Source organism: Microbulbifer maximicatervae (SeqCode) (assembly GCF_052467385.1).
In genome coordinates this window covers 4,312,533-4,324,869 of record NZ_CP174311.1, presented here as the reverse complement: position 1 = coordinate 4,324,869, position 12,337 = coordinate 4,312,533, and the positions used below count along the sequence as shown (strand labels likewise).

11 protein-coding genes are annotated in these 12,337 nt (G+C 47.9%); all 11 read right to left on the bottom strand.

The features are described 5' to 3' along the window. Positions 1-126: 126 nt before the first annotated feature. A complete protein-coding gene (locus ACJJIR_RS18480; RefSeq protein ID WP_444895212.1) occupies positions 127-546 on the bottom strand; it encodes a hypothetical protein in 420 nt (139 codons plus the stop codon). A 459-nt stretch (positions 547-1,005) separates the two neighbouring features. Continuing rightward, positions 1,006-2,637, bottom strand: coding sequence for a long-chain fatty acid--CoA ligase (locus tag ACJJIR_RS18475; protein ID WP_444906427.1), 1,632 nt, complete (start codon positions 2,635-2,637; stop codon positions 1,006-1,008). A gap of 100 nt (positions 2,638-2,737) precedes the next feature. Then, positions 2,738-4,201, bottom strand: coding sequence for a M48 family metalloprotease (locus ACJJIR_RS18470; RefSeq protein ID WP_444906426.1), 1,464 nt, complete (start codon positions 4,199-4,201; stop codon positions 2,738-2,740). Positions 4,202-4,231: 30 nt separating this feature from the next. Next, positions 4,232-4,894 (bottom strand): hypothetical protein, encoded by a 663-nt coding sequence (locus ACJJIR_RS18465; protein ID WP_444892778.1) that lies wholly within the window; start codon positions 4,892-4,894, stop codon positions 4,232-4,234. A gap of 12 nt (positions 4,895-4,906) precedes the next feature. Beyond that, a complete protein-coding gene (locus ACJJIR_RS18460; protein WP_444906425.1) occupies positions 4,907-5,569 on the bottom strand; it encodes a hypothetical protein in 663 nt (220 codons plus the stop codon). A 23-nt stretch (positions 5,570-5,592) separates the two neighbouring features. Next, positions 5,593-6,597 carry a VWA domain-containing protein gene (locus ACJJIR_RS18455; RefSeq protein ID WP_413664370.1) on the bottom strand — a complete coding sequence of 335 codons (1,005 nt, stop codon included), beginning with the start codon at positions 6,595-6,597 and terminating at the stop codon, positions 5,593-5,595. Continuing rightward, a complete protein-coding gene (locus ACJJIR_RS18450; RefSeq protein WP_444906424.1) occupies positions 6,594-7,676 on the bottom strand; it encodes a VWA domain-containing protein in 1,083 nt (360 codons plus the stop codon). The genes ACJJIR_RS18455 and ACJJIR_RS18450 overlap by 4 nt, the downstream gene beginning before the upstream one ends. Beyond that, positions 7,666-8,970 carry a hypothetical protein gene (locus ACJJIR_RS18445; RefSeq protein WP_413664371.1) on the bottom strand — a complete coding sequence of 435 codons (1,305 nt, stop codon included), beginning with the start codon at positions 8,968-8,970 and terminating at the stop codon, positions 7,666-7,668. The genes ACJJIR_RS18450 and ACJJIR_RS18445 overlap by 11 nt, the downstream gene beginning before the upstream one ends. 38 nt (positions 8,971-9,008) lie before the next feature. Continuing rightward, positions 9,009-9,803 carry a MotA/TolQ/ExbB proton channel family protein gene (locus ACJJIR_RS18440; protein WP_282934287.1) on the bottom strand — a complete coding sequence of 265 codons (795 nt, stop codon included), beginning with the start codon at positions 9,801-9,803 and terminating at the stop codon, positions 9,009-9,011. Positions 9,804-9,827: 24 nt separating this feature from the next. After that, positions 9,828-10,037, bottom strand: coding sequence for a hypothetical protein (locus ACJJIR_RS18435; protein ID WP_413664372.1), 210 nt, complete (start codon positions 10,035-10,037; stop codon positions 9,828-9,830). A 9-nt stretch (positions 10,038-10,046) separates the two neighbouring features. Next, positions 10,047-12,137, bottom strand: a complete 2,091-nt coding sequence (locus tag ACJJIR_RS18430; protein ID WP_444906423.1) for a PEGA domain-containing protein — start codon at positions 12,135-12,137, stop codon at positions 10,047-10,049. Positions 12,138-12,337: the final 200 nt, after the last annotated feature.

The following is a 12,337-nucleotide window of genomic DNA, read 5'->3' as shown; positions in this document are numbered from 1 at the left end:
GCACTTTCTAGCAGAGAAATGTGACAGGGATATAACTGAATACGAGAGCCCCGCCGGGACGAGGCTTTCGCAGAGCTATTCAGCGCGGCTTCGTCTATCTGATAGGCATTATGAACCCTGGAGACTCTAATTTCTTCTCTCTTGAAGGTTGGCTTTGAAGGCTGCTCGATTTTCTTCTTGAAGATTTTTGAACTCTGCTAATTGTTGATCCGTCAGTACGGTGGACATTTCACTGAGCGTAGATTTTCTGATAGCGGCCATTTCTTTGCCTAACTGGCGCTTCTCACGAAAGCTCATCTTTTGGATAGCGCCAGAGGGACTTTCTATGTTAACGCCGTATTTTGCAAGCACTTGGCGGCGTTGTTCATTGGCTGATTCCAGGATTGGCTTTACTTTTTCTACCTGCTCATCAGAGAGGTTAAGCTTGGCTTTAGTTGCCTCTAAGCGCTCCGCAAGTTGTGCGGCATGGTCATTATCTGCCCAAGCTAGGGTATTTGCAGAAATGGTAATTATTGCAGCGATTACCAAACTGAATAATTTCTTCATTGTGACTTCCTCGTTAATGAGTAAATGCCGTTGCTGTGAGGAGTATGATAATGGCTAGATTGTAAGCCAGTGCCATCCAACGCAAGGAAGTGTAAATTCCCTATTCCCTCTCACATGGACTGAGATATTCCAGGATATCCACAGTCAGATACTTCTACTCAAGATAATTCTAGACAATTCTGGTTGGCTAGTGCGCCTAGGTAAGTCAATAGAAGATAAACCGATATCCAGTCAGCCCGGAAACCATGAATCGATAAGGGTTAATAGTCAGCAAGCAAAGATTGTCGCCTACAGAGGAACCGCTGGTTTAGGTATTAACAGGAAGTTAAGCATTCTAAAACGGCGCTATTTCAGCGCCGTCAAAATTTAATCAAGACTTGAGGCAGGTAAAATTGCGTTATTACAGTGCAACGCTTTGCTATGCCGCGATGATGCCTGCCAAAAGCGTCTTAATCCCCTTCACACAGTGGCTTCGTGAGACCATAGATAGTCGGCATAGATTTCCCGAAGGTCTTTTTTGCTGACTTTGCCTGTAGCCGTATGGGGGATTTCCTTGGCAATGACACAGTCATCGGGAATCCACCAGTTGGCAAAATGCCCTTTAAAGGATGCCAGAATCTCCTCAGTTTTTAGTGTTTTGCCTTCAGCGGGAACAATGATCAGGAGAGGCCGCTCAGCCCACTTTTCATGGGCAACCCCAATAACAGCGGCTTCGGCTACTCCCGCCTGTGTCATAGCAAAATTCTCCAGCTCAATAGAGGAAATCCACTCGCCGCCGGACTTGATAACATCCTTAGTGCGATCAGTGATTGTCAGGTAGCCGTCAGCATCGATCGTGGCAACGTCACCAGTATCAAACCAGCCGTCTTCGGTAAGTGCTGACTCTTTGGATTGGTAGTAGCGCTCACAGACCCAGGGACCACGCACTTGAAGGGCTCCAAAAGCCAGCCCGTCTTGTGCCAAGGTATTTCCCTCGGGGTCTACAATACGCATCTCGACCCCAAAGCCCGCTCGGCCCTGCTTGAGCCTGAGGGCCTGTGCTTCGTCTTTAGAGAGGTTCTCAGGTATGCGGGCATTGTAGGTTCCCAGTGGGCTCATTTCAGTCATGCCCCAGGCGTGATGGGTGTATACCCCATGCTTTTGCTCGAATTCCTCCATAATACTCCAGGGGCAAGCCGATCCACCCACGACTACTCGATTCAAGCTGGGTAGGGTCTCTTCACTTTCCCGCAGGTACTTGAGCAGGGCGAGCCAAACGGTTGGAACGCCGGCAGCGATAGTAACGGCTTCCTTTTGAATTAATTGACTGAGCGTTTCTCCACACCCCATTTGGGGGCCAGGTAACACGAGTTTTGCTCCAACAGCCGGTGCCGCATAGGGTATTGACCAGGCGTTGACGTGAAACATGGGAACAACAGGCAATATGGCTTCGTCCCTTCTAATCGCAAAGACATCTGGCATCAATACGCCGTAGGTATGCAGCATCAGAGAGCGATGGGAATAAAGCACCCCTTTGGGATTGCCTGTTGTGCCTGATGTATAACAGAGTGCTGCTGCACTCTCTTCCTCTAATTCAGGCCATTGAAACTCAGTGGGCTCTGCTGCAATCAATGTTTCATAGCAGTAAACATTGCTCAGGCTTGTGGCGGGCATATGTGCTTTATCAGTTAGCACAATGATGCCTTCAATCGAATCTAGATATTCTGCCAGAGATTCGATTAGGGGCATAAATAGTGGATCAATAAACAGCCATCGATCTGTGGCATGCTCAATAATGTAAGATATTTGCTCAGGGAAAAGCCGGGGGTTAATGGTATGGCAAACGAGCCCGCTGCAAGAAGTTGCGTAGTAGAGTTCAAAATGCCGGTGATCGTTCCAGGCAAGAGTACCAATTCGATCTCCATCATTGGCTCCAAGCTTTTGTAGTGCATTTGCCAATTGCGAGACCCGCTCAAAAGCTTGTTGATAGCTATAACGAAAATCGGGGTTATCCAAAGTAACTGAAACAATCTCACTATCCGGTGAGTTGCTTAGAGCATGCTTCATAATACCGGTGAGGATGAGCTGGGATTGCATCATCATGCCATTCATCACTTACTCCTTATTATTATCTTTTATTTTCAGATAGACACTAACCCTCCAAAATTTTGGGGGGTGATAGAAAAAGGATTAGGGGCTGCTTCTTATAAAATTATTGAACGATCTTTATCCATTCTCCGGGCTTGGGTTCTCCTCGGGGATAATAACCATTTAAGAGGCGTAATTGCTCCTCTGCATATTCGCCGATTTCCATATGTTTTGCCAGGGAGGCAAAAGTAGTTTTTTCATTGGCCTGGACGTAGCGCAAGCGTTTGATGTCCTTCTCTTCTACAATGTCAGTTTGTCGTAGCGGCCTGAAGCTTCTAATGCTGGTCAGGAATAAATTGTCATATTTATCAATAGCTTCTGGATCTGAGTCTTCATCATTTGTGACTTTCCCCTGCAGTACAAATTGTCTGCTACCATAAAAAATTACCGCAATTCTGTCTGGATCTGCATCCTCTTTTTCAAGCGGTGGAATTTTTCCGGTATGGCCTTCAAGTCGATATTGATTGAGTTTCTCCTCTTTTTCCAGTTGTCGTAGATCGAACTCTGAGCGCAGAGCCATATCAGCGGGCTGGTTGCCATCGCGTTGGGTAACTGTAATGGTAATTTGTGCACTTTTATCAGGTGCAGAGCCAACAATGGCTGAACGTTGATTTTCTACCAACCAGCCATCGGGAAATAAAAGGGAGAAACCCAGCCGTTTGTGGTTGTAGCGATTTTTAGTGGACTGCTGTGTGTTTTGTCCATACACAAGGCCATCTGTTTTTTCCCGATAGTATTCTACTTTGGTTTCTTTGTTATCTTCGGGAAGCTGGCCCGCAGCGTTTACAACTTCCTGTAGGCGAAGGTCATTTCTCGGGTGAGATGCAAAAACACCGTGGTAAGTTTGCGGTTTCTTGCCCTCAATTCGGGCACGGCGCCGGGCAAATGTCTCCTGATCCTTTAATAGCCCAATAACATTGATCATGGCCTGGGGATCATAACCAGCGTTGAACATATACTGGGCGCCGAAGCGATCCGCTTCCAGTTCCATCTCACGGCCGTAGCCCTTCACAGCAGCGGTGCTATATAAATTTGCAACATCTCCGACTACACCACTACCGGTAACCAAAACTGACAATACTGATACAACGCTGGCTCCGGTCGCAGCTGTTTTTTGCCTTACCGCATGGCGGGCGGTGATATGGCCAATCTCGTGAGCTAGTACAGCCGCCATTTCAGCTTCAGAGTGCAGGTAAGTTAGAAGGCCTCGGTTGATGTAGATATACCCACCGGGAAGGGCAAATGCGTTGATATCCTGGCTGTCGATGATCGTAAATTGGTACTTGATATCCGGTCTGTCGCTGGCGGCGGCAACTTTTTGCCCGACATGATTAACATAAGCGGTTAGGACTGGGTCTTTATAGATCGGAGTGCTCTCTATTAGCTTCTCATGCATCTCTTTACCAATGGAGATCTCCTTGTCCTCTGACATTAGAACAAGGTCAGGCTTATTGGTGGCAGGGTTAAATGCACAGCCTGCACTGAGTATTAGGATAGCGCTGGCAAAAACACGCTCGATAAATTTCATTACCCCTGGCCTCCCGTAGCGTCTTAATTTTTATGAACTGGGTGTTACTGCTGGCATCAAGAATTGTTGGAGCTGCAGCGCCATTCCTTTACAGGCATTATTCTGGACCCTGGCGATTAGTGGTATTGGAACCACGATCGCGGGCATATAGGAGGTTCCTTTGGCATCTGCACTAAGTTTCCCAGATAATTCGCGGTCCCTGAAATCCCATACTGCCGCTTCGTAGTCAGATTCCTTATCCCAGGTCCCAAAGCCAAAGCACCCTGCACCGCCGGTACTGATGGTACAGCTGATAGAGCCGGCACTGGCTGTGGTCTCTGTTGAACCATCAATCCAGACGATGTACTTCACTCCATAGGTTTCCATTCGCTCACGCACACTTTCATTTTCCATCAGGCGATCTAGGGAGCGAACATGCATAGGTGCTGTCCTGGGTTCAAACCAGGGGTACATAAGATCGACAAAGTCTTGCTCTGGAATAATGTTTACACCTAACTCAGGATTGTGTAGTTCTCTACCAACACAGGCAATTAAATCAGGCTCTGTTTCATATTCACTGGAATGACGGCGGCCCAAGATGACGACGGAATCTCCTTCGGCAAGCTCACCATCGGAGCGTCGATACTCATCAATTACGACAGTGGTACAACCGCTAATAAAGACTATCGCTGCAACTAGAAGTGGCTTGAACACGATTTACTCCTCTTATTCAGCCTTTTTGGCTTTCACCTTGATTTCTCTCAGTGATAGCGATCGGCGCTTCCCAGAGAGAAAGGCCTGTAGTTCAGGGACTTTCCCAAACCCGGTATAAAGATTTGCTCCGGCATCGCGCAGGGCGATATTTATCGCCTGAGTTAATGCCTGTTCCTGGGACTGTAAAAATGCGGTAGGGGTTTTTCCGTATGCGGTTATTACCCAGTTGGCAACCTGTCCGCCACTGGGGTCAAATGCGGTCATGTTATATTTAATCCATACCTCAAAAATATTGACCCTTGTCTCTCTGGGCATTGTGAACTGCAGCTCTCGCACTTCTGGAACTATCACCAGTTCGACATTGGCGGGGACTTCTTGTGGATAACTGGATAGAGATACGGTATCGGTAAACATGGAGCCCAATACTGTTTCAAACAGATTTTTTTGTGCTCTGCCTGTGCTTATATTCCATTCTTCACGATCTTCACTGTCTTCTTTATAAGTGAAACTTTTAAAGTCCTCACTGAGGTAGAAGCCTACGGTTATTGGCAATTGATCGCCTATTGGGGATGGGTAATTGCCATCCACCTGTACTGTATGACTGCAAGCACCCAGGAAGAAACTTACAAGAATAAGTACCTTTAGGTGTCCAAAGGAAGTCGACCTATACCTCATATGTTCCTCCTTGAATCATTTAACTAGCGAAAGTCATTCAACCCCACGAAAGTGCCGCCATTTCGATAGGTGAGTTCGCGCATAAGGGCCGCAAAGCGCAGTCCTGTGGTTTGTAGGTGTGGAGGGCGAGAGAACTGTACAGGGAATCCTACTGCATGGATTCTGATATTTCGTTTTCCCTCACCGTGCTTAGCATTTACCCGTTCGACAGCTAACATAACCCTGCGGATTGATTTTCCGGTGAATTCATCGCCAAGCACATAAATACTGATTTTCTTACTGGGATCATAAAAGCTGCGGACAGCTTTCTGGATACCTTCAACAGGGCTGGAGTTACTAAAAGGATTCCAGGACTTCAACCGCTTTAGTATCGCTTGGCGGCGCCCAGGGGTATCTGGTATCCACTTGTTTCGATAATTGAAGAACATATAGTCCCCCATATCATTCATGACCTGGATACCTTTAACATTGGGATAAAGGTCTAGAGTATTGACCATCTCCGCCATCATTCGGTCCCAGCCGTAATTAAACATACTGCCGGAGGTGTCGATAATGAAGAGTATGTATTCGCTGTCGACAGGGATTCCGCCAATAACATTGTTTTTACGCTGGTAGTTCTCGCCCAGTAGGCGACGCATTTCATCAGTGATGGATTGTAGTGCAATGGTCAGCTCACCTTTGAGTTTGCCATCCTCACTTTGCCCCTCGGTTTTACTGGCAAATTCCGCTTGGAGCGCTTCCAACTCACCGCGCAGGTTGGCAATTCTCTTGCGCTCGATATCGATTTGTTCTCGCTTTGAATTTAGATCCCGGTTGATAACTGTGGTCTCACCACGGATTTCTGCCAGCTGTTGCTGTAGTTCCAATACCTGCCCTTCGAGGTCTACTTCAGCTTCCTCTAATACAATCGGTTCTGCAGTCTTGGCGATCATCAGCAGCAAAACAATTGCGCCAAATCCGCAGCAGATAACATCCAGGAAGGAAATGCTGAACTCCTCCTGGCGACGCTTTTTCTGTGCTCCTATCATGGCCAGTCCCTCGAAGGTGCAAGGAAAGAGCCTTTGCTTTGCATCGCCAGCTTCCAAAATTCACTAGCCGCAAATGGGTCCCCCTCCATAGGGGCAAGAATGACATTGATGGGGATATTCTTGGGGAGCACTTTGACCGCGCGCTTGAATAGACTGCGCCTGTCTCTACCAGAAATAGTGGGTTTTCTGGGCGCACTCATCCCTTGGGTCGGTAACCCATCGGTAATGAGAATAATGTTGTCGGGCAGTGGCGTCATAGCGTTAATAGCGTTAAATACTCTCTCTAGACTGGTACCATTTTCTGGCACTACTTCATCTAGCCCTTTGATAGCCTGGTCCAACTGGTCGCGGTCATCTACATTGAGCCAGCGATCTTCTGTACCGGCGATTGCGGCACGAAAAGAGGTATTAAAAGTATAGATCTGGTATTGGCTATCCCTGGGAAACTGAGCAGTAAGCCAGGAGACTGTGCTGACGGCCCTGCGCCATTTTTCAGTTTTGCGTTTGACCGGTGAAGACATGTTACGGGCGCGTATTATTTTAATAAGCTCGTCGCCGAGCATGGACGCAGATGAATCCAATAGTATCAGGATGCGATTACCGCCTAGGCGCAGGCCGGTGAGGTATTGACGGTCCCCATCACCGACAAATTTACGAACGTTATTTCCCAGCTTTTTATTTTCTTCCTCAAGGTTCTTTTTCGCCTGCTCCAGTTTTTTGAGTTTATCTTGTAGCCTCTTGATATCCTCTTCTTCATCGATACTGTTGATTTCAGCGATATTGCCTTTGGTTTCCTCTATTTGCTCCAAAATGCGTCTGGCAAGCCCTTGAGCCTCAACCAGTTCATCACTAACGACATCCAGAGTATTTCTGGCTTGAACTAAGTGTTCCTGTCCAAATTCCACCTCCTCTTCCAGAAGGTTCACCTCGGCAGTGAGATCTTCAGTCTCTACTTCAACCTGGTGATCGGAGCCGTGTTTGATAATAAGAAAAATTAACGCTACTGCCCCAAAACCACAGGACATGATATCGAGGAAGGACAGGCTAAATGTGGAAAAACGACGCTTTTTACGCCCCATATCGCTCCACGCTAATCGCAGTTATCACATCTTGATAATCTGCAACTCCAATTGTATCGCCGGCATTGAGATTAACGGGTGACTCAATCTCTTTTCCATTGAGTGTGAGCTGAATTCCAGCATCCACCCGCAAAGCAAGTCTGCCGGCATGATTTGTGACTGTTGCGGCTGGGTGCTCCGGTGGTGTTGGGGTGACTTGAAATTTCTCGTCATGCCAGAAAACGAATAGAGGTTCCTGGGCGGCCAGTGCCTTGTGGCCAAAAAGTAAATGTGTCGCTACGGTTTCTGAGGATTTCTCTACATGCACCTTGACCTCGTTGGGGGGGAGGGCAGTGACAGAGTTGATCAGTTTCAATGTACTGCTATCACTGCGTAATTCTTTCCAGCGGTGATTTATTGCATGTGCAATGGAGTCTCTTGATAGAAGATGTACACGTTGGGCCAATTGAATTCCCCCTGGGATATCAGCCCAGCGATGGGAGATAAAACTCACACTTTGACTTTCCTCCAGGTTTTCAATCATTGCTCGTATACGAGAAAGGAGAGGGGTTGTTGCATCTTGAAGCTGCCGCAGGCTGATCTTTGCTGTTCGATCATCAAGTTCAGCTAGAACTTCTCCGTGACGCATCGCTCGATCAGTCCACTGGGGCATCAAATCATAGAGTTGCTGTTCTGATTCAGCTGAATGGAGAGGGTCAAATCGGCACTGCATAATAAATGCATCGGTAAATACGCGAGCCCAGGATTCCTGGAAGTTGTGTAGTCCTGCGTCGGCAACAGTTTCTACCGTTTTCACCGTGGCTTGCTTATCCACAGCAATCTTTGTTACCAGTGTCTGGTGGAGTTGTAGGTCGATATGCAGTTGGATTCCTGCAGGAGCCAAATTACCCAGGCACGCGGTTGCTGCATCAACAATGCCTACGATATTGATATCGCTGACTTTAATAACTCCCAGAAGTAAGGCCAGTTGTTCGTGGGTAAAATTGCCGGGAACAGCGAGAACAATTTCATCGGGAAGGTCACAGTGCTCCGCTATTTCCTGAAGGTGGCAGTAGACCAAGTCGGCATGGTGGCGGCAGCGTTGATTTTCTGACTTTAGCGACTCGAGGCTCAGTCTTCTCCAAAACTGGTTGTTAACCTGAGTCGGATGGCTCCTGGCACGCATTTGAGCTGAGGTACCAATATGAATTTTATTGTGTTCAATAACTGCAATTCCAGGACTTTCCAGTACTTCGTTAGTATTTGAAAATACACGTAATCCGCAGTCATTTATTTCCAGGACGCCTTGTCCCATGGGTTTATTCCTCGCTACGACTTATTCAGGTAAAACCGCTAGCTGATTTTCAGAAAACGCAGTAAGCGGTTGTCACAGTAACTTTGTGTATCCAACACCAGGCGCTCCTGCATGAGTTGTAGCTGGTGAGTGAAAAACATAATGACGATACTAATTACCAGGGCGATAAAGGTAGAGTTAAACGCGACCCCCAGACTTACCGTCACGCCAGCTATATCCCCCTCTACGGCTCTATGCGCCTGTGATAATGCTTCGCCGATACCTCGTACCGTGCCAATAAAGCCGATAGATGGAATAGCCCAGGTAATATAGCGAACCATTGCCAGCTCAGAATCGAGTCTGTCTCCCTCAGTTTCGCAAACCTCTTTTACAGAGTTGGAAACGGCGGCGACATTCTTGGTAGAACCGAATCGCTGCAGGGCGGTGAGTAGTGCCCTGGGAACTAAATATCGTCGTTCCTCTTCAGGAAGGGCTTGTATCGGGCGGGATAAATCACGGGTATCCTCGGGAAGAATAGGAGTTCCCTCGCTGATATTAAGTAGAGCTTTGTCCAGTAATTTTCGCTCGCGAATGCTTCTCTGTGCCTTTAGTCCCATAATGGCCATTGCCCACAACATCAGAACAAAGCAGGCCTCTTGCTCATAGTCGCGCATCACAATGTAGATAGAGCGTTGTTGAACGTAGGTTTCCCCAGCGGCCTCCCTCGCCAGTTGCTCCTCAATTAGCGCATCTGCATTAGGGCGAATAATGGCGACATAAATCGCATGGACCAAAATAATAGACCCCAGAAGAGCAAAGACCTGGAAGACAAAATCTGATGATTTAAATTTCATGGCGATACTCGCTAGAAGCTATTTCTATATATCTACGGGAAAGGAAACCGATAAGTCTTCGGAGATTTCTTCCGAGGCTTTATAGTCATCTGAATTACTTTTATTCCTAGTTATTGGTGCTTCTTTCTTGGGGATTACTGCCGCTGTTTGTTGGTTCTCTTCCGGCTTGTTTTCATCTTCTGCGTACGCGAAGTTGATAAATAGAAGCAGTAAAGTAAGTAATAAAAATTTCACACTAGTCTCCTAATTCACCCAGCGGGCAAGGCGGAAGCCAATATCATTACGAGCGGACTCTCCGTAATCACGGTAGGAGAGGCGTAACTCAGTCAACCCCGAATGACGCCAACTGGAACCACGTATTACATGGAAGTCCCCATCCTCTGGACCGACAGGGTTTTCTTCGATACGTCGGGATAACCCGGTCCCTATCGTGTATAGATCGTGAATCCATTCAGAGACATTTCCACCCAAGTCATAAATACCAAAAGCATTAGGACTGTAGCTACCTACCGGTGAGGTAGCTGCGTAACGATCACTGTAGGTGCGAAGGACTGCAGGAACTAGTTTTGTGGCAGTAGTATCTGCGTAGTTTCCGGAATTGCTCTTTATTGGTAGCTCATTTCCCCAAGGGAATTTTTTCATGGTGCCTTGATCGTATCGTGCAACCCAGGCCCATTCGGCTTCAGTCGGTAAGCGATAACCGTTGGCTGCGCCATCAAAGCCGACAACACGCCCGGCTTCCGTCAAATAGACCGGTGTGAGACCGTCTCTTTCACTGAGCCAATTGCAAAATAGCACTGCCTCTACCCAACTGACATTTACAACTGGCAGATTGTCATTGTCGAGACTGACACCATTTATATGGCTTGAGGTATGCAGGCGCTTGAAACGCCGATATTCCCGGTTAGTAACTTCAGTGGTCCCAATATAGAAAGGCCGATTTAGAGATACCTGACGCATAACCTCGTTTGCCCGCCGCCCCTGTTCTCGCCGGGATGATCCCATGGTAAATACGGCGTTGGGGCGCATGAGTTTCATGGTGCCGCCAGCTGCGTGACGCAAAGTTGATGGGGTTTCTCTCCAGCGCGCTTGTTCGGATGTAAGCAGTACCGCTCTGACAGTTTGCTCCAGTTTGGTGCTGGGAATGACACGAGTGTCAAATTCCTGATAGCCCTGTTTACGTACGACAATGTTATGGCTGCGGGCTGGCAGGTTGAAAGTTTGTCCACTGTTCCCGGCGTATTGACCATCAATGTAAACTTCCGCATCTGGAGGGACGCTACTGACGTGAACCCTGCCGTACACAGCATTTAGGTTTATATTCAGGTCCCGCTGTGTTCCAGCACCGAGGTCAACTGTGTGCTCAATAGAGGCGTAGCCATCCTTGAAGAAGCGAAGTCTATGCCTGTGGCCGGAGGCCAATTCCAGTTCCAGCGGGGTATGACCGCGAAACTCTCCGTTGACCGTCACTCCCGCTCCCTCTGGGGTGGTAACAACACGTAAAAGTCCATCAGCGGGTCCCAGGCTGACGGTTGCTAGCGTTTGATCGACACCGGCTGTAACAGCGACAGGAATATCGACAGTTTTATGTTCCGGCAGTGAAATGGATACGGTTCTGTCGCCCTGAACTAATTCAGTGGTCAGTGGTGTTCTGCCGAGAACTTTTCCTTCAACCGTGACCGTGGCCCCGGGAGGGTTGCTGCTGACGGTGATATTGGCCCAGGCCGGTCGAAGTGCGGCCTCCAGTGTGTGGGTATTGTCTAGCCCCTCAACATTGATTTCACGGGTGAACGGCAAGTATCGGTCTGATAGGACAGTCACACGCATAGGACCTGCGTTGATTGCTTCCACAAGACCATTTTTATTGGGTACTTCCCGTCCATTAATAAGGATTTTTACTGGTACAGGGGGCGTTGTTTTAACCTGTAGGTGGCCTGGAAGTTTTTCCAGGGAAACGGAGTGACGACTGTGCCCGTCACGTTTTACTTCGACTTCGCCGCTCTGGGGTAAATAGCCTTCAGCACTGATCGTGAATTGATAATTACCAGGTAAAACCAAATGTCCATCGCCCAGAGGAATGGCGAACCCACTGACCTTGATGCGGGCATCAACCGGGTTGGTATCAAAGATTAATGACCGCGCCATAATCAGATAGCTGAGTGCAAAAATAGCGAGTAAAAGGCAACCTGCGACAATCAATGCTCGTCTGGAAAGAAAGAGTCGCGCGCGGGTAGATTTTATTTGTACCGGGGTGAATCCAACAGGCTCAATCAGGCTTTGTTCCTGAACTGGCGGCTTTTCATCCTGGACAGGTACTGCTTCCTTCACTGTCATTTATGTTTCCCTATTGCTGGTACTTATAGATTTTTCGCAATGGCATTGGTTTGGCACGCGTCGCTTTATGCTCAGGCAGCCTGACCAAAGGTGGGTACACAATTTTCTATCTGCAGAAAGCTTAGCTTGCTGGCGTAATCTGCATGGGGATTTATAGGGTGTTTGTCACAGAACACCTCGTTTCGCTCAGCTCAACGAGG

Excerpts from the sequence above, each read along its gene's own strand:
- ACJJIR_RS18430 (WP_444906423.1), bottom strand. The coding sequence starts at position 12,137 with ATGACAGTGAAGGAAGCAGTACCTGTCCAGGATGAAAAGCCGCCAGTT.
- ACJJIR_RS18480 (WP_444895212.1), bottom strand. The coding sequence starts at position 546 with ATGAAGAAATTATTCAGTTTGGTAATCGCTGCAATAATTACCATTTCT.
- ACJJIR_RS18455 (WP_413664370.1), bottom strand. The coding sequence starts at position 6,597 with ATGATAGGAGCACAGAAAAAGCGTCGCCAGGAGGAGTTCAGCATTTCC.
- ACJJIR_RS18470 (WP_444906426.1), bottom strand. The coding sequence starts at position 4,201 with ATGAAATTTATCGAGCGTGTTTTTGCCAGCGCTATCCTAATACTCAGT.
- ACJJIR_RS18445 (WP_413664371.1), bottom strand. The coding sequence starts at position 8,970 with ATGGGACAAGGCGTCCTGGAAATAAATGACTGCGGATTACGTGTATTT.
- ACJJIR_RS18475 (WP_444906427.1), bottom strand. The coding sequence starts at position 2,637 with ATGAATGGCATGATGATGCAATCCCAGCTCATCCTCACCGGTATTATG.
- ACJJIR_RS18460 (WP_444906425.1), bottom strand. The coding sequence starts at position 5,569 with ATGAGGTATAGGTCGACTTCCTTTGGACACCTAAAGGTACTTATTCTT.
- ACJJIR_RS18450 (WP_444906424.1), bottom strand. The coding sequence starts at position 7,676 with ATGGGGCGTAAAAAGCGTCGTTTTTCCACATTTAGCCTGTCCTTCCTC.
- ACJJIR_RS18440 (WP_282934287.1), bottom strand. The coding sequence starts at position 9,803 with ATGAAATTTAAATCATCAGATTTTGTCTTCCAGGTCTTTGCTCTTCTG.